This is a genomic window from Bergeyella anatis, from assembly GCF_036016955.1.
Lineage (GTDB): Bacteria > Bacteroidota > Bacteroidia > Flavobacteriales > Weeksellaceae > JAYWXI01.
In genome coordinates this window covers 23,671-41,456 of the sequence record NZ_JAYWXI010000014.1, presented here as the reverse complement: position 1 = coordinate 41,456, position 17,786 = coordinate 23,671, and the positions used below count along the sequence as shown (strand labels likewise).

General features: G+C 44.0%; 15 protein-coding genes and 1 tRNA gene. 6 read left to right on the top strand and 10 right to left on the bottom strand.

Translation table 11 applies throughout. The annotated features are described in order from the left end of the window. Positions 1 to 49: 49 nt before the first annotated feature. Positions 50 to 2,026 (top strand): KUP/HAK/KT family potassium transporter, encoded by a 1,977-nt coding sequence (locus VQ048_RS10005; protein ID WP_327611552.1) that lies wholly within the window; start codon positions 50 to 52, stop codon positions 2,024 to 2,026. A 393-nt stretch (positions 2,027 to 2,419) separates the two neighbouring features. Here VQ048_RS10005 and VQ048_RS10000 read toward each other — a convergent pair whose 3' ends face one another. The 7 genes from VQ048_RS10000 to VQ048_RS09970 form a co-directional block, all read right to left on the bottom strand. After that, a complete protein-coding gene (locus VQ048_RS10000) occupies positions 2,420 to 2,800 on the bottom strand; it encodes a DUF3157 family protein (RefSeq protein ID WP_327611551.1) in 381 nt (126 codons plus the stop codon). Between the two features lie 732 nt (positions 2,801 to 3,532). Beyond that, positions 3,533 to 3,619: transfer RNA gene (locus tag VQ048_RS09995), tRNA-Ser, on the bottom strand. Positions 3,620 to 3,686: 67 nt separating this feature from the next. Beyond that, positions 3,687 to 4,760, bottom strand: coding sequence for an agmatine deiminase family protein (locus tag VQ048_RS09990; protein WP_327611550.1), 1,074 nt, complete (start codon positions 4,758 to 4,760; stop codon positions 3,687 to 3,689). A 33-nt stretch (positions 4,761 to 4,793) separates the two neighbouring features. Then, positions 4,794 to 5,669, bottom strand: coding sequence for a carbon-nitrogen hydrolase (locus VQ048_RS09985; RefSeq protein ID WP_327611549.1), 876 nt, complete (start codon positions 5,667 to 5,669; stop codon positions 4,794 to 4,796). Positions 5,670 to 5,803: 134 nt separating this feature from the next. Next, positions 5,804 to 7,486 (bottom strand): asparagine synthase B, encoded by a 1,683-nt coding sequence (gene asnB, locus VQ048_RS09980; protein WP_327611548.1) that lies wholly within the window; start codon positions 7,484 to 7,486, stop codon positions 5,804 to 5,806. Between the two features lie 398 nt (positions 7,487 to 7,884). Further along, positions 7,885 to 8,190: a TM2 domain-containing protein gene (locus VQ048_RS09975; protein ID WP_327611547.1), complete on the bottom strand. Its 306-nt coding sequence runs from the start codon at positions 8,188 to 8,190 to the stop codon at positions 7,885 to 7,887. A 112-nt stretch (positions 8,191 to 8,302) separates the two neighbouring features. Next, complete coding sequence (locus VQ048_RS09970) at positions 8,303 to 9,508, bottom strand: RsmB/NOP family class I SAM-dependent RNA methyltransferase (protein WP_327611546.1); 1,206 nt, start codon at positions 9,506 to 9,508, stop codon at positions 8,303 to 8,305. A 175-nt stretch (positions 9,509 to 9,683) separates the two neighbouring features. On the opposite strand from VQ048_RS09970, the gene VQ048_RS09965 reads away from it, so the two are divergent. Further along, a complete protein-coding gene (locus VQ048_RS09965; RefSeq protein ID WP_327611545.1) occupies positions 9,684 to 10,016 on the top strand; it encodes a zinc ribbon domain-containing protein YjdM in 333 nt (110 codons plus the stop codon). A 76-nt stretch (positions 10,017 to 10,092) separates the two neighbouring features. Here VQ048_RS09965 and VQ048_RS09960 read toward each other — a convergent pair whose 3' ends face one another. The 3 genes from VQ048_RS09960 to VQ048_RS09950 all read right to left on the bottom strand — a co-directional run bounded on the left by VQ048_RS09960 (position 10,093) and on the right by VQ048_RS09950 (position 13,228). Beyond that, a complete protein-coding gene (locus VQ048_RS09960) occupies positions 10,093 to 11,034 on the bottom strand; it encodes an ABC transporter ATP-binding protein (RefSeq protein WP_327611544.1) in 942 nt (313 codons plus the stop codon). 87 nt (positions 11,035 to 11,121) lie between these two features. After that, positions 11,122 to 12,678 (bottom strand): Rne/Rng family ribonuclease, encoded by a 1,557-nt coding sequence (locus tag VQ048_RS09955; protein WP_327611543.1) that lies wholly within the window; start codon positions 12,676 to 12,678, stop codon positions 11,122 to 11,124. A gap of 259 nt (positions 12,679 to 12,937) precedes the next feature. Further along, positions 12,938 to 13,228 carry an HU family DNA-binding protein gene (locus tag VQ048_RS09950; protein ID WP_327611542.1) on the bottom strand — a complete coding sequence of 97 codons (291 nt, stop codon included), beginning with the start codon at positions 13,226 to 13,228 and terminating at the stop codon, positions 12,938 to 12,940. Positions 13,229 to 13,274: 46 nt separating this feature from the next. Between VQ048_RS09950 and mutY the strand changes: the two genes are divergently transcribed. The 4 genes from mutY to VQ048_RS09930 all read left to right on the top strand — a co-directional run bounded on the left by mutY (position 13,275) and on the right by VQ048_RS09930 (position 17,783). Further along, the gene (mutY, locus tag VQ048_RS09945) at positions 13,275 to 14,318 is read left to right on the top strand and encodes an A/G-specific adenine glycosylase (RefSeq protein WP_327611541.1); all 1,044 of its coding nucleotides are present in this window, start codon (positions 13,275 to 13,277) and stop codon (positions 14,316 to 14,318) included. A gap of 65 nt (positions 14,319 to 14,383) precedes the next feature. Continuing rightward, the gene (gldD, locus tag VQ048_RS09940; RefSeq protein ID WP_327611540.1) at positions 14,384 to 14,941 is read left to right on the top strand and encodes a gliding motility lipoprotein GldD; all 558 of its coding nucleotides are present in this window, start codon (positions 14,384 to 14,386) and stop codon (positions 14,939 to 14,941) included. A 44-nt stretch (positions 14,942 to 14,985) separates the two neighbouring features. Next, on the top strand, positions 14,986 to 15,915 hold the full coding sequence (locus VQ048_RS09935) for a PfkB family carbohydrate kinase (protein ID WP_327611539.1): 930 nt from the start codon (positions 14,986 to 14,988) through the stop codon (positions 15,913 to 15,915). A 41-nt stretch (positions 15,916 to 15,956) separates the two neighbouring features. Further along, positions 15,957 to 17,783, top strand: coding sequence for a peptidylprolyl isomerase (locus tag VQ048_RS09930; protein ID WP_327611538.1), 1,827 nt, complete (start codon positions 15,957 to 15,959; stop codon positions 17,781 to 17,783). Positions 17,784 to 17,786: the final 3 nt, after the last annotated feature.

The window sequence follows — 17,786 nt, the reverse complement described above, 5'->3', positions numbered from 1 at the left end:
ATGCGGGCTTTGATATTCCCGTTACCTTTGTCAAAATTATTTTTAGCGTATGGGACACGACACAAGAGGGCATTTATTTGATTTGAAAAAGCTCTCGGCATTGGGGGTATTGGTATCACTGGGGATTGTATTCGGGGATATTGGGACTTCGCCGCTTTATGTGATGAAAGCGATTGTTAATGCGAGGGAAGCGGGGACGGTTCTTCCTTTTGACGAGTATGTGGAGGGGGCTTTGTCGTGTATTATTTGGACGTTGACGCTTCAGACCACCCTGAAGTATGTGATTGTTGCGCTTCGGGCGGATAACCGTGGCGAGGGCGGGATTTTGGCTTTGTTCTCTTTGGTGAAGAACCTTAAAAAAGGTTGGCTTTACCTCATTGCGATAATTGGGGCGTCGGCTTTGATTGCGGATGGGGTGATTACTCCGTCGCTTACGGTGATGTCGGCGATCGAGGGGTTGGAGATTTATAACCCTCATACGCCGGTGGTTCCTATTACGATAGCTATTATCATCCTTATTTTTACCATGCAGCAGTTTGGGACGAGTTTTATTGGGAAGTTTTTCGGCCCTGTGATGGTGCTTTGGTTTTTGATGCTTGGGGGTGTGGGGATGTTTCATCTTTCGGATAACTATGCGGTTCTCAAATCTTTCAATCCTTATTATGCCTATAAACTGATGGTGAATTCGCCGAGTGCCATTGTCATTATGGGAGCGGTCTTTCTCTGTACGACGGGAGCGGAGGCGCTTTATTCGGATTTGGGGCATTGTGGGGCGAAGAATATCCGCTTTAGCTGGGGGTTTGTGAAGGTGATGTTGGTGCTTAATTATTTGGGGCAGGGGACTTGGATTTTGGATAATTATGAGCGGGTGCATACTCAGGGGATTAATCCGTTTTTTGGCATTATGCCGGAGTGGATGCTTATTCCGGGGATTATTATGGCGACGATGGCGGCTATTATTGCTTCTCAGGCTCTTATTACGGGTTCTTTTACTATTTTTTCGGAAGCGATGTCGCTCAACTTTTGGCCGAATCAAAAGATTGATTACCCTTCCGGGGTGAAGGGGCAGATGTATATTCCTAGGATTAACTGGGGATTGATGTTGTTTTGTATTTTGGTGGTGCTTTATTTCCGAGAATCGGGGAAGATGGAGGCGGCGTATGGGTTATCGATTACGGTAACGATGTTTATGACGACTTTGCTTTTGTTTTTCTGGCTTTTGAAGCGTCGGGTGAATCGTTTATTGGTCTTTTTGTTTATTGGGGTTTATGGTACGATAGAGTTAGGTTTTTTCGGGGCAAACATCATTAAGTTTTTTGAAGGCGGCTGGATTACGGTGGTTTTGGGTGGTTTTATTGGTTTGTCGATGTATGCTTGGTACAACGGTCGTAAGATTAAGACGGCTTTCATTAAGTTTGTGAAATTGGAAAAATATGTGCCGGTGATTAAGGATATGAAGTTGGACGATACGATTCCGAAGTATGCGACCAATTTGGCTTTTCTTAGTCGGGCGAAGCGGGAGGATGAGATTGAGGCGAAAATTATTTATTCGATCATCCGTAAACAGCCGAAGCGTGCGGATCATTATTTTATCCTTAATATTATTAATCAGGAGGATCCTTATACGTTTGAGTATGAGGTGGATGAGATTATGCCTGGGACAATTTTCAGGGTTAATTTTCATTTGGGCTTCAAGGTGGATCGTCGGATTAACGACTATTTTGATCAGGTGCTGAAGGATTTGATGGCGGAGGAAGTTATTCCCAGCCGGAGTTCTCATCCTTCGTTGAGGATGCATCAGATTCCACCGGACCTCAAGTATGTGATTATTGATAATACTTATATTAATGACACGCTTTTGACGGTGAAGGAAAAAATTATTCTCAATGCGTATAATTTTGTGAAATATATTGGTAGTGACGATTTCAAGGCTTGGGGGGTTTCGCCTCACAATGTGGTGGTGGAGTCGGCTCCGCTTTTGGATCAGGAGATTACGACGAAGAAGATTTTGCGTCGGAGTCGTTAATAGGCGATTATTTTTTTGGGGGCGTGCCCCCGTGCCTGGGCTTTGGCTTCTGCGGGGTCGGCCTTCGGGCAGTCGCTTTCAACAAAAGGCGAAGGGAATTTTCCCTTCGCCTTTTGTTGAGGAGCTCCGACAATGCCCTTCGTCCTCACGCGTGAAGCTGGGGGGGGCTTACTTGGAGATGGAGATTTTTGAAGGATCAGAGACTAAGAAGAGATAAAAAAGTCCGCGGATTTTTCCGTGGACTTTTTTGCAGAAAGGAAGGGATTCGAACCCTCGTGCGTATATAATCTTTTAAGGTGCTAAAATAAGATAATGTTAATGTATTGTTTGTTAGTTGTTTATCTTTTTTAATTTGAAATTTTCTCATTATCGGTTTACAGAAAGAGGAAAGAATTAATGTTGCCAACATCTACCTCCTCCGGCAACTCTCCTTGAACAAGGGCCTCCCTTTTTAGTAGGAGCACCACAATATCCAGAGTACGAAGATGAAGAATAAGATGAAGAACGTTTATAGGTTTTTTGTTTCTTGTTTTTTGTTTTTACAGATGGGGATTTAATGCTGCTATAACTTGTATTTGTCCTGCTGCTGTTTGACTTTGTGACAGAAGATGAAAAACCGTATGTTTTTTTACTTATTGTTTCATATTTCCAAGTATAGTCGTTGTATAATGTGATTGTTCTACCATTAGATAGTGTTAGTGTTTCAATTTTTTTCTGTGAAAATCCTAATAAAGGGACAATAAACAACGTTAATAAAAATAGTTTTGTTTTCATAAATTAAAGTTTATTTTGGTTAATAATTTTTATTTTTCTAGAGGCTGTTTTGTAGGAGTCCATAATCTTATTTTTATAAAAAGTTTCTACTCTATTCAGCGTTTATTTTTACCCTTTTGCCTTGTTTGCAACCAATGTCACTTCCGTATTACTGCTGTACTGTTTTAGTTTTATTCTCTCTGTGGTAAGTTTTCAATTTTTATGTTTTCTTGCTTATTGGTTAGATAACTTTTTATTGTTTGAAGTGTGGTTTCTAACGTTTTTTGTAGATTCCGTGAACTCCTGTGGCGGTTGGAGGGGTAATTTTTAGACTGTTATATCGTATAGATTCAATAAAATTTCTTGTTGTATGGATACAAAAGTAAAAAAAATGAATGAAAAAGCGGAGAGAATCAAAGAGGTGTTTTTTTAGACCATTTCACCTGAAATGAAAGACAAAGAGGGTAGAAAACGTATCGAAAAATTGGTGGTCGATTTTGTAAAGAATAACTGGATTTACGCGTAGGCGAAGTTTCTACTGAATGCGAGAATGAAGATCTGTTTATTGTAAAGAACTAAGTGAAATCGCAAGGCGATAGTTGGCTAAAGCGGATGAGAGAGAGTAGAGAGGAAAAAATAGTATGAAAACTATCTATTTCATTCTATTTTACCCTGCTTTTGTCGGGTTGAAAAAGCTCTTAAAATACACAAAACAAAAAAGGTAAGATACTATTTGAAATATCTTACCTTATGCAGAAAGGAAGGGATTCGAACCCTCGATACGGTTACCCGTATACTACCTTTCCAGGGTAGCCTCTTCAACCACTCGAGCACCTTTCTATTGTGGGGCAAAGGTACTAAAAATTTTGTAATTTACAAATTTGAAGAGGCGGAAATCTTTTTTTCTTTAGACGGCTGGTTCCTGTTGGCTCAGACAATGGAAGCTACCTAATCCCCAAATGATGTCGGTGGAGTCGATGCCTACCACTTTGCGGGTTGGGAAGCATTGTTGAATCAACTCCAGAGCTATGGCGTCTTTGCTGCAGCGGTAGGTTGGGACGATGACCGACCGGTTGGCAATATAAAAGTTGGCGTAGGATGCCGGTAGACGCTGGTCTTCCCATACCACAGGATCGGGCATGGGAAGCTCGATGATGTTTAGCGGTCGTCCGTCGGGCAGGCGCATGGCTTTTAATTGGCTCAGGTTGTGTTGCAGAATTTCGTAGTTTTCGTCTTCGGGGTTATCTTCCACCACGGTCAGGACGGTATCTTCGTTTACGAACCTTACGGTATCATCGATGTGTCCGTCGGTATCATCGCCAACGATGCCGTCTTCCACCCATAGGATTTGCTCGGCGCCGTAGTAATGTTTTAGATAATGTTCGATTTCCTCTTGTGAGAGATGAGGGTTTCGGTTTTTGTTGAGCAGGCAGGATTTGGACGTTAGGATGGTGCCTTTTCCGTTAAATTCCACGGAGCCTCCTTCCATGATGATTCCGGGATAGAAAACGGACAAATTTAGAGCCTGTCCGACTTTGGTGGGAATGTCGTCGTCTAAATCGTAGGGAGGGTATTTTCCGCCCCAGGCGTTGAAATTCCAATCGACGATGACTTTTGGATTTTCTTCGTTGTCAGGGTTGATGAGGAAGGCGGGGCCGTGATCCCTGCACCAAGCGTCGTTGGTGGGATGAAAGTAGAATTCGATGTTTTCCAATCTTGCGCCGGCTTGGATGAGGTATTCCAAGGCAAACGTTTTCATGGCTTCGTCGGCCACGTTAATGCGTACGAATTCGTCTTCGGAAAGAACTTTGATGAATTCGGCGTACCGGGGATATATCAAATCGATTTTTCCGGGCCAAGATTCTTCTTTATGCGGCCAACTGAGCCATGTGGCTTCGTGTGGAGCCCATTCGGGAGGGAAAAAGTAACCTTTTTCTTTCGGGGTGGGAGAGTCTGGAAGGGGGTGTTTTAAGGTTTGCATTTTACAGGTTTTATTTTGGGGTGAGAAGTAGGGTTAATCCTCGTCCAAGAAACGTTTGGTGATGGGTTGGTAGGAGTCTATTCTTCGGTCTCTGAGGAAGGGCCAATGCTTTCTGAAATAATCGGTTTGTGAAAGATCTACTTCAGTTACCTCTACTTCCTCTTGGTCGTGGGAAGCGAGATAGAGCAGCTTTCCTTGCGCATTGGCTACGAAACTCCCGCCCCAGAACTTCATGGCGCCGTCTTGTTCGTATCCCACACGGTTGACCGAAACGACGGGAAGTCCATTAGCGACGGCATGGGAACGTTGAATGGTTTGCCAAGCATTGTATTGGTCTTTATTGGTTTCTTCGTCTTGATCGGTGGCCCAGCCGATGGCGGTAGGGTAAAAAAGAATGTCGGCCCCTTTCAATGCGGTGATTCTGGAGGCTTCCGGATACCATTGGTCCCAACAGATCAGTACGCCGACTTTTCCGAATTTGGTAGGGAATATTTTGTACCCCAAATCTCCTGGTGTGAAATAAAATTTTTCGTAGAAGGCGGGGTCGTCCGGGATATGCATTTTGCGGTATTTTCCGAGGTAGGTTCCGTCGGCATCAATGACGGCCGAGGTATTGTGGTAAAGGCCTTCCGCTCTTTTTTCGAACAGGGAGGCGATGATGACCACGCCCAATTCGCGAGCGACTTGGCTCAGGGCTTCGGTGGAGGGGCCGGGGATGGGTTCGGCTAAATCGAAATTGTCGTAGTCTTCCACGTCGCAGAAATAAAGCGAGGTGAAAAGTTCTTGGAGGCATACGATTTGGGCTCCTTTTTTCGCCGCTTCTTTTATTTTTTCAATTGCTTTGTTTAGGTTTTTCTGTTTATCTTTCACACAACTCATTTGCACTGTGCCGATTTTTACTTTTGCCATAATGATGATGATGTTTTTGCAAAAATAGTTTTTTTAAGTTTAGTAAGGGAGATTTGTTTCCGAACTTAGGTGGATTTAATGCAAAATCCTGCCTTTTGGAGTTGGGCAGGACTATGTTTTTAGTGTTGAAAATTTTAACCGTTGGTATGATAGGCTTCTTCGTGGACGTTGGTTACGGCTCTACCGCTGGGGTCGTTCATTTTTTTGAAGGCTTCGTCCCATTCTAAAGCCACGGGGGTGGAGCAGGCAACCGAAGGAACCGAAGGGACGGTAGCGGCGGCGGCCTCGCTTGGGAAGAGTTCCTCAAAGAGGCTTCTGTAGCGGTATTCTTCTTTATTTTGAGGCGTGTTCACCGGGAAACGGAACCGGGCGTTGGCCATCATTTCGTCGGAAACTTCTTTTTCGGCAATGGCTTTTAAGGTATCAATCCAGGTGTAACCCACGCCGTCGCTGAATTGCTCTTTCTGTCGCCATGCAATGGTTTCGGGCAGGAGGTCTTCAAAAGCTTTACGCAACACCCATTTTTCGATTTTTCCTTTGGTGCGGTCCACCATTTTGTCTTTGGGGTTGATGCTCATGGCTACTTCCATGAAGTCTTTGTCTAAAAAAGGAACTCTTCCTTCGATTCCCCAAGCCATCAGGGCTTTGTTGGCGCGCAGGCAGTCGTATAAATGGAGTTTGCCTAATTTCCTTACGGTTTCGTCGTGGAATTCTTTGGCATTCGGGGCTTTGTGGAAATAGAGGTAACCTCCGAAAAGTTCATCGGAACCTTCGCCTGAAAGCACCATTTTGATTCCCATCGATTTGATGACGCGAGCCATGAGATACATCGGAGTGGAAGCCCGTACGGTGGTTACGTCATAGGTTTCCAGATGGTAGATTACGTCTCTAAGGGCATCCAGCCCTTCCTGAATGGTAAAATGAATTTCATGATGGACGGATCCGATGTGCTCTGCGGCTTTTTGGGCGGCGGCTAAATCGGGGGACCCTTTCAAACCTACGGCAAAACTGTGCAATCGGGGATACCAGGCTTCCTGCGTGTCGTTGCTTTCGATTCTTTGTCGGGCAAATTTGGCGGCGATAGCGGCGATGATGGACGAATCTAACCCGCCAGAGAGTAAAACTCCGTAAGGAACATCGCTCATTAGCTGGCGATGAACGGCTTCTTCCAACCCTTTACGAAGAGCTTTGAAGTCGGTATTGAGGTCTTTGACGTTGGCATAGTCTTCCCACTCTCTTTGATACCATTTTTGGAGTTGAGGTCCGTCGCTGGAATACACTAAGTGTCCGGGAAGGAAGGATTCAATCGTGTTACAGACGCCTTCCAATGCTTTAAGCTCGGAAGCGACGTAATAGTTTCCTTGTTTGTCCCTTCCGTGATACAGAGGGCATACTCCCATGTGGTCCCGTGCAATGAGGTAGGTGTCGTTTAGGGTGTCGTAAATGGCAAAAGCAAATATGCCGTTGAGCTTCTCCACCAATCCTTTTCCGTATTTGCGGTAGAGTGGCAGGAGAACTTCGCAGTCCGACTCGGTTTGGAAAGGGTAATCGGGAAATTCGCTTCGCAGTTCCCGATGGTTGTAAATCTCGCCATTGACTGCTAAAACGAGGGTTTGATCTTCTGAAAATAAAGGCTGCTTCCCTGAAGAGGGATCGACGATGGCCAGTCTTTCGTGAGAGAACAACACTTTTTCGTGTTGATAAACGCCGCTCCAATCCGGACCTCGGTGGCGGATTTTTTTTGACATTTCCAGTATTTGGGGTCTTAGAGCTTCGGTATTTTGTTTGGCCTCAAACAGGCATACGATTCCGCACATGATTTTTGATTTTTATTTTTGCAATATTATGGAGTTTGTGTATAAAATAAAAATCAAAGGAATTAAAAGTTAAAATTATTACTTAAAAATAGATTTTGTATTAATTTTTTTAACTTTTCTATTTAATGAAAGCGTTTTGAGTTGATTTTTTTTAGTTGGGTGATTTTTTTTAATTTGGTTGTGCGGATTAAGGGAATAGCAAACAAGCCCACCTTTTGAATCAATGAAAGAGCGGGCTTGTTTTCGAGAATGTTCGAATAAAATTTTGAAAGATAGGGCGAAAACCGATACGGTAATACTATTGATTTTTGAAAAAAAAGAAACCTCTGAATTTTCAAGTTTTGACTCAGAAATTCAATTTTATCTTGTTCCGATACGTATTAGCGCAGCTTTTGTTTTTATTCGGTAGGTCTGTTTTGATTTGCAGCGTTAAGTAAGGCCATATTTCTTGCGTAAGCCTCCTCTTGTTCTTTTTTCTCTATGAGGTCTATTTGCCTAGCGATGGCCAGATTGTGAGCGTTAACCTTGGATGGCATAAGGAATAAGTCAATTAACGCCCAAATTCCCATTCCTCCAAAGGTGATCCAGTATAAGATTTGCAGTCCCCATCTTCCAAGGTAAGCATAATGGCATCCAAGGAAAAACCAGCAGAGGTAAGCTGTTCCGGTGGATTTCATTTTAGACATCAAATAATGTTTGTTCATAGATAGGGTTTTATTGGGTTAATGTGTGGTACAAAAATATTCAAATGGTTTGACTCGATTAAGTTTGAAAGTCGGATTTAGATGAATGCCGTTAAATTTACAATCTAAAAAATCAGGCTTTTCGCTCAATGAGAGCCATGTAAAATCCGTCGTATCCTTCGCTTGGCATGATGTTTTGGTCTTTTATCAGCGCAAAGTCGGGATTGTTTTCAAGAAAGGTTTGCACTTGCTTGCCGTTTTCGCTGGGAAGGATGGAGCAAGTAGCGTAAATCATTTTTCCGCCTTTTTTTAGTATTTTGGAATAGTCTTGGAGGATTTGTTGCTGTTCGTTTTTAATACGGTCGATAAAGGCTTGGTCGATTTTCCATTTACTATCGGGATTTCTTTTCAGTACGCCTAATCCGGAGCAAGGGGCATCAATCAGCAGGCGGTCGGCCTTTTCGTGAAGTCTTTTGATGACTTTATTGTCGGTGATTAGACGGGTTTCGATGTTATGGGCTCCGGCTCTTTTGGCTCGGCGTTTTAGTTCGGCCAGTTTCCAATCGAAGATGTCTAGAGCGATAATCTGCCCTTTGTTTCGCATGAGGGCTGCGAGGTGTAGGGTTTTTCCTCCGGCTCCGGCACACGCATCAACCACTCTTTGCCCTTCTTTTACGTCGAGCATTTCGCCTATTTTTTGGGAGCTGGCATCTTGCACTTCAAAAAGGCCGTCTTTGAAGGCGGAAGTGAGAAAAACATTCTTTTTCTCTTCCAGTTGTACGGCATCGGGATAGTGGCGGAGAGTGAAGCTTTCCACGTTTTCTTCCTTTAACTCGTCGACTAGTTCCCTTGCAGACGTTTTCAGTGTATTGGCGCGCAATACGGTGGGGGCTTGTTCGTTTAGAGCGGTCATTTCCTTTTCCCATTGGGGGCCGAGTTCTTTTTCGAGGGTTTCGGCAAGCCATTCGGGGATGGAGTGTTCTATGGCCTTGGTGGGAAGGGTTCCTTTTTTTAGTTTAGTCAGTATGTCGGCGGTTTTAATGCCGTCGAATTCTTCGAACTTTTTGTAGCGGGTTTCGCTCCATAGCAGGTAGGCCAATATTAGTTTGTAGAGGTTGGAGGGTTTTACGCCTTCTCCCATGTAGTATTCCAGACGCTTGCGCCAACGAATGATGTTGTAGAAGATTTCCGATACGACGGCACGATCCTGACTTCCCCATTTTTTATGGTCTTTTAGGAGTCTTTCGATGACTTTGTCGGCGTATTTGTTTTTTTCGAAAAAGGTTTCATTCAGGGCATCGTGTATTCCTATGAGGAGATTGCGGTGTATTAGTTCCATGACCGGGGATTTTTGATTAATAAATAGCTCCGTGGAAAAATTTGGCTTTTTTCTACGGGATTAGCGATGCAAAAATACGGTTTTATTTAGATTAAACTCTCCTGCGGAGGGAAACTTCCCTTAGGGGAAAGGGAAGCTCGTCATAAAATCATATCTTTGCAAAAAAAAACGAAGAATGAGCGAATTAATGCCTTGCCCAAAATGTGGTAGCGAGTACACGTATGAACAAGACAACCTTTTGGTTTGTTCCCAATGTTTCCATGAGTTTGATCCTGCGGAAGTTGGGAATGAGGATAAGGTTTTTGATAGTAATGGCAACGAGCTTTCCAATGGGGACTCTGTGGTGGTGATAAAAGACCTTCCCGTGAAAGGGGCTCCTAAGCCTGTAAAAGCTGGTACTAAAGTGAAAAATATTCGGTTGCGTCCCGATTCGGATCATAATATCGATTGTAAAATCGACGGATTTGGGTCGATGGCACTGAAATCGGAATTTGTTAAAAAGGCTTAGAAAGACCAATTTTTTTAATCGGACAGCCTGCTTCTCCAGTCGTTTATGCTATCGGGAGAAGTAGGCTTTTTTAGATTTAGAGGGTTCTAAATTTTAGGGTGATGTTTCCCGATAGGGCCGTAGGAGAGTGCATCAGGAGTGGGATATCTTGGCATGAAATGCGGGTGCGGTAATGGCTGCCGGCAAAACGGCTTTCGGTAACGGTAGCATTTAGACCGTTTTCGGAAAGCTCAAGGTCTTCGGGAAAGAGGTAACGCTTGGGGGCGTTGAGTTGGCGTTGTTGCGCTTCGGTCAGAATATTGACTTCGCCGAAGAGTTTGGCGACATAGTCGTTGTACGGGGCAAGGTAGGTTTCTTCGGGCGAATCGTTTTGGATGAGTCTTCCGTCCTGAAGGATGATGATTTGATCCAGCCACGGCATGATTTCCTGAATGTCATGGGTGGAAATGATAATGGCAATGTCATGTTTTTTAGCGTAGCCGAACAGCTTCTCGCGGAGTTCTATTTTTCTGGGAAAATCCAAATTAGAGAAGGGTTCGTCCAATAGAAGCATTTTGGGAAGCACCGATAATGCGCGGGCAATAGCGACGCGCTGCTGTTGACCGCCGCTGAGAAATTTGGGTTTTACGTCCGCATAATCGGTTAAATCCACCAATTCGAGAAGCTCCATAACGTGGTTACGTTTGGCTTTCAGGTCGATGTTGGAAAGGTATTTTCCGACGTTATCGTAAACGGTAGAATACGGCATCAGGTCGTAATTTTGAGCCACAAATTTCATGTTTTGTTCACCGGGAACAATATTGCCTTTGGGGCCCATGAGGGGAGTGCCTTCGAAAATGATGCTTCCCTGATCCCAGTCGTATAGGCCGTAAATTAAACTCAAAAGGGTTGATTTGCCACAGCCGCTTTCGCCCGCCAAAGCAACGATTTTACCCTTTCCGATCCGGAGATTCAGGTTGGTGAATAATTTTTTTTCGGGGGAATAGGCAAAGTGTAAATTTTTAATTTCCAAAAGCATAGCGCAAAATTACGGTTTTTATTTGTTTAGTGGTACTAAAAAAGCATCCCTTCGGGGGATGCCTTGTTTTTTTTAGGAGGCCTGCTGTTAGTTTGAGTATCCCATGAGTTCTTCTTTTTTGGCATTATAGAGCCTGAACTCAAGGTACTTGAAGCTGTCCCTTGGGATGATGGTGACCCATTTTTTGTATTTAAGAAACCATTTCAGCTGAATGCTGCTCAATCCTTTGGTCAGGTAGGCTTCCACGAAAGGGTGCACGTGGAGGTAGAGTTTGCCTTTTTCGTTTTGGATGATGTTTCGGATGGCTTCTTCCATGCGTTCGATTATGACAATGGGCGCAAGTATTTCACCATCGGCATTAGGGTTTTCTTCCTTGGTTTCAATCTGTTTTTCGGGTCTTACCCTTTGTCTGGTGATTTGGATCAGCCCAAATTTGCTCGGAGGGAGGATTTTGTGTCGGGCTTTATCCCGTTTCATTTCCTCTCTGAGATGGTCGTAAAGTTGTTTACGATGATCGGCATTTGGCATGTCGATGAAATCGGCGACAATGATACCGCCCATGTCCCGCAGACGGAGCTGTCTTGCGATTTCGGTGGCGGCCATTTTATTTACGTTTAGGGCGTGTTCCTTATTGGTTGTGGCCGAAGTGATGCTCGGCCCGGAGTTTACGTCGATCACGTGCAGGGCTTCGGTGTGCTCGATGACTAAGTAGGCTCCTTTAGAACTCGGGATGTTAACGTGTTTTCCAAAACTCTGCTTGAGTTGTTTTTCCACGTTGTAATATTCCAAAAGAGGAATGTGCGAGTCGTAGAACTGCACGATGTTTTTCCTTTCTGGCGCGATAACCTCCAAATAATTTCGGATGTCTTCGGTCATTTTTTCGTCGTCGCAGATGATGGCCGTGAAATCCTGATTGAAATTATCCCTTAAGATGGCTGAGGCTTTGTCTTCCTCGCTCAAGACTTTTGACGGGATCTTTTGCTTTTGAATGTTCTTGAAAGTAGACTCCCATTTTTGAACGAGTTGGTTCATGTCGTTGTGGAGTTCGGCCACTTTTTTTCCTTCGGCGACGGTTCTGATGATGACGCCGAAACCTTCGGGCTTAATACTTTCGATAAGTGTTCTCAGGCGTTCGCGGTCTTCGGCACTCTTTATTTTTTTGGAGATGGAGACCTTGTTGTCAAAGGGAATCAGCACCAAAAAACGCCCGGTAAGCGAAATTTGCGTGGAAATTCTTGGGCCTTTGGTGGAGATGGGTTCCTTGGTGACCTGGATGAGAACGGTATCGTCCTTGGCAACGGTCCGATCAATGGTTCCGTTTTTGTCGATTTCTTTTTGAACCTGAAAGTTTTTTAGACTTGCACTTTGCATCCGTTTCGCAAAGGTGTCTTTAAGAAATTTTTGATAACTCAAAAAATCAGGGCCCAAATCCTGATAATGAAGGAAAGCGTCTTTACTGTACCCGATGTTGACAAAAGCCGCGTTGAGGTTAGGGGCTAACTTTTTTACCCGTCCTAAAAATAAATCACCTACGGTGAACTCGTTATGATCCTCCTCTTCGTGGAGTTCAAAGAGTCTACCGTCTTCGAGCAGTGCGATCTTCGTGTGTTCATTTTCGTAAGAAATGATAAGTTCTTTCTTCATGCTCTTTTTAGGGGTTAGTATGATTTGATTAGGTTGTAAACAAAAATATAGTTAATGAAGCATTTTCATCAACTATATTCTTGTATTTTTCGTCTCAGAAGATTACTTTTTCTTCTTATGTCTGTTAGCTCTTCTTCTTTTTTTTCTCTTGTGTGTCGCTACCTTATGTCTTTTTCTTTTCTTTCCGCTTGGCATTTTCTACAGATTTATAAAGGTTAATATTAAATGAACTATACTCTTGTTTATTTGTTTTTTTGATTTATTTTACCGCAACTTTGGTTTTTACTTTTTCCACGAAGCTTTTGGAAGGTTTAAAAGCCGGGATATTGTGCGCTGGGATTTCGATGGCCGTGTTTTTGGAAATGTTTCTTCCTGTCTTGGCGGCTCTTGTTTTGATGATGAAAGACCCAAATCCTCTTAGATATACGTTATCTCCGTTGTACATGGAAGTTCTAATCTCCTGCATGAACGCTTCGATAATCTTCTGCGTCTCGTTTTTTTCCGTCCCTAACTTATTGGAGATGGTGTTTACCAATTCTGCCTTTGTCATTTCCTTTTTTGTTTTTAATTTTGGTCTGCAAATATATAACTTATTTTTGAAACCAAACAAACAAAACCCTGATTTTCTACACCTTGGTGTAAAACTCCTGAAATGGTACGATAGTCATGCCAGAGAATTGCCTTGGCGAGCGACGAAAGACCCTTATAAAATATGGATTAGCGAGGTGGTTCTCCAACAGACGCAGGTGCGTCAGGGGATGGGGCATTACCTACGTTTTGTAGAACGTTTTCCGGATGTTCGGACATTGGCTTCAGCCCATCCGGATGAGGTGCTTTTGTACTGGAAGGGACTGGGGTATTATTCCCGTGCCTTGAATTTACATAAGGCGGCTCAGCAGATTATGAAGGATTATGAGGGTATTTTTCCTATGGTTTACAAGGATGTTCTTTCTTTAAAAGGGGTGGGGCCTTATACGGCTTCGGCGATTTGCAGTATGGCTTACGGTGAGGCAGTGGCAGCGGTGGATGGGAATTTTTATCGAGTGCTTTCTCGACTGTTTGCCGACGGTTACGATATTTCCGGGGCAGGGGCTTTCGCTTATTTTTCGGCTTTGGCCCTGAGGCTAATGCCTGTGGACCGGGCGGGCGATTTTAATCAGGCGATGATGGATTTAGGGGCAGGGGTTTGCCGCCCGAAGGCTCCCTTGTGTGGAGAATGCCCTCTTTCGGAGGATTGCTTGGCTCTGGGGGTTGGAAGGGTAATGGATTTCCCCGTGAAAATGAGAAAGACCAAAACGACGGATTTGCTTTTGGATTATTATTTTGTCTTTTATGGGGAATCGTTTGTGGTGCGTCAGAGAGGAGAGGATTTCATTTGGAAACGGCTCTACGAGTTTCCGAGTCGTTTTTCTTCTGCTTGGCGGGGGGACTTTATCGGTGTTAGGGACGTGAAACATCAGCTTTCGCATAAGAATCTGCGGCTTAGTATTAAAAGCGTCAGGATGGAATCTTTCGAGGCGTTATTGGCTTTTGCAGAGAGCGAAGGGCTGGAGGTGGTTACCCTGAAACAGGCGGAGGCGAAATCTTTTCCCAAACCGCTGGAAAACTTTATTGAATATTGGGCCGAAAAAAAAGGCTAAGGGAAAGAGGAGTCTTTTGGAGAAACAAAAGCGGGTTAATTCATTAAATATCTTATTTTTGCAGAATGTTAAGAAGTGCAATTTTGGCATTGGCGGGATTTTTTTTGCTCGCTTGCGGTAAAGAGACCGTGCCTAAGCCTGCGGGCGAACTTCGTTTGTCGTATCCTGCACCCAACTACCGGACTTTTGCTTCGTCTTGTCCTTTTTCGTTTGAATATTCGGACTTTGCGAAAGTGGATTCGGGGAAGGAGCCTTGTTGGTACTATATTAATTATCCCGAGATGAAGGCTAAGGTGTTCATCACGTATTTTCCCATCAGAAACGACTTTCAACTTCATGTGAAAGAAGCCGAGAAGATGGTTTACGAGCACACCATTAAGGCTTCTGCGATACAGACGAAATCGTTCCGTTATCCGGAAGCGAAGGTTTATGGTAATTTTTACGAACTCAAAGGGCACAGTGCATCGAATATTCAGTTTTATGCGACGGATAGCACGAGGCATTTTGTAACCGCCAATTTGTACTTCAATACAAGGCCGAAACCTGATTCTTTGGCGCCTGCCATTGAGTATATCAAAAAAGATATGCTGCATATGTTGGACACGTTTCGGTGGAAGCCTTAGGGGCAGAGAATAAAAAAGTTGTAAACGAATATTAAACATAGAGAATGAAATTATTAGTTGTAGGCTCGGTTGCTTTTGATGCGATAGAGACTCCTTTTGGAAAAACGGATAAAATATTGGGCGGAGCGGGGACTTTCATTGGATTATCTTCAGCGGTTTTGGGGACACCGGTAAGTATTGTTTCGGTGGTTGGCGGCGATTTTCCGCAGGCACACTTTGATCTTTTGAAGTCTCGTCATATCAATACGGACGGTATCGAGGTCATTAAAGAAGGGAAGACGTTTTTTTGGAGCGGTCGGTACCATAACGATTTGAACTCCAGGGATACTTTGGTAACGGAGGTCAATGTAATGGAGAACTTCGATCCTAAAGTTCCGGCGCATTCCCAAGATGCGGAAGTGTTGCTTTTGGGGAATCTTCATCCGGCGATTCAGTTGTCGGTTCTCAGCAAGATGAAGCAGCGGCCAAGGCTGGTGATTTTGGATACCATGAATTTTTGGATGGACACGGCACTGGATACGTTGAAAGCAATGATAGCTAAGACCGATGTGATAACGATTAATGATGAAGAAGCTCGTCAGCTTTCCGGGGAGTATTCTTTGGTGAAAGCGGCGCAAAAAATTCATGCGATGGGACCGGATTATGTGATTATCAAGAAAGGGGAGCATGGGGCGCTGTTGTTCCATGAAGGAAAGGTTTTTGCTATTCCGGCACTTCCTTTGGAGGATGTTTTCGATCCTACGGGAGCGGGCGATACGTTTGCCGGCGGGTTTGCGGCTCATTTGGCCAAGACGGGCGATTTTAGTTTTGATAATATGAAAACGGCGGTTATTGTGGGGTCGGCATTGGCCTCTTTTACGGTTGAGAAGTTCGGAACAGAGCGTTTGGTGGAAGTTACTATGGAGGATTTAAAGAGGCGTATTGACCAATTCCGCCAGCTTACGACTTTTGAAGTAGATTTGTATTTTGATTAACCCTCAGATAAATTAAAAAATAACCCCCATAAAACGATCTAATGAAAAAAATAGCGATTACGGCTTCCGTTTTGTTTTCATCTTTGGTTTTTTCCCAGTATATGGTGGTGGGAAAGGATAGTATTTCCCTGAATGACTTTAAAAAAGAAAACCTTTATAGTTTACAGAACTCCGGAGTAGAACGTACGTTGCAGACGGTTCAGGAGTTTATGTTGCTTCAGCAGTTGGCGGCGGAGAAGAAAGTGGATACCTTATCCTATTTCCAAAACCGTATGGCGCAGCGGGCGGCGGAACTCAAAGAGGAGTATTTTTACCCTAAGGCTTTGGTAGAGCGTTATGTTAAGGATTACGTTCGCGATAACCGTACGGAGCGTAATGTGCTTATTTTTGCGCTTCAGAAGAAGGAAGGCGACCGTACGGATTACCGTAAGGTTTACGAGGAGGTGGTTTCCGGTCGTAGGACGATGGAGGATGCGGTTAAGACGTATGTTGGGCCGCAGGTTGGTTCGATGTATCTGAAACCTGGGGTTTTGGCGGAGGAGCTTTATGGTGAAATCAAGACTTTGCCGGAGGGCGGCTATACCCGGCTGCATGAGACCAATGGGTATGTTACTTTTGCCAAATTATTGGCTAACCGACCCAGTTTGGGGTATATGATTTTTGGAACATTGTCTTTCCCTAACGATGCCGAATCGGCCAACAAGAAAAATGAAATTTTGGAGGCTTTGGCTTCCGGTAAAAAATTCAACGAAGTTACGGCTCAGTTCGGAACGACGGAAAACGAAAAAAATAACGGAGGGGTTATTATGGGGTCGCCTACTCTGCCGGAGGAGGCGTACAAATTGTTGAAAGACAAAAAAGTCGGAGAGACAGCGGGACCGATTTTATTTGGGGAACGGTATTATTTTTTCCATATTTATGATTTGGTGCCTTATGAGGTTACGCCTCAAATGTTCCCTTTGTTTAAAAGGGAGATGATGGCTTCCAATTATGGCGATCGGCTTCAGCAGGATTTGGTGGACGGTTTGGTTCATTCGTCGGCCTATAAGGGCTTTCCGGATTACGATAAAATTAAGCTCTCGTATGCTGCTTTTAAGGATTTTAAGAATCAGCAGGCGGTTTTGTATAGCTATGGTAACCATAAGGGGACTTTTGGTGATTTAAAGACGGACGTGGAACAAGGGTTTCAGAATTTGGATTCCATTTCTAACGACGAATGGAGGGGGCTGATGGATATGCGGAGGGATCATTTTGTCATGGCGGCTTACCAGCAGGATTTTGAAACGCTTCCGGAGGTTAAAAAAGAGCTTGATGCCCTACGGCGGATGATGTATTCGGAGTATATCTTTTCCGAATACCTGAAAAAAGAGATTGAAAACCATCCGGAATGGTTGACGGATTATTACAACGAAAACCGTTCGGCTTACCGTTGGGACGAGCGTGCCGGAGGGCGTATTGCCATTGTGGCGGACGAAAAATTGGTGAAGGGGCTTCAGAAGCAGCTTAAAGATCGGACGCAGTGGGAGGCTCTCAAGAAAAAATACGAGGGGCAGTTGAATGACAAAAACCAAATTTTGGTTCATTTTGAAGAGGGTAAAATGCCTAAAGATGCGGAGGTTTTCACTAAGTATGGTATGCCGTTTAAGTCTGGAGTTTACACGACGAAGATTGGGGATAGGACTTTGGTGGTTGCCATTGATGAGATTCATCCTCAGATGCCGATGACGCAAGACGAGGCAAAGGAGCTTTTGTTCGATGCGGTGTCCGAGCGTCGGATTAAGCAGATTGTTGCCGAGCAGAGAGCCAAGACCAATATTGTGATTGATCCGGCTTTCCGTAGCGATTTGGAGAAAAATTTTAAGAAATAATTA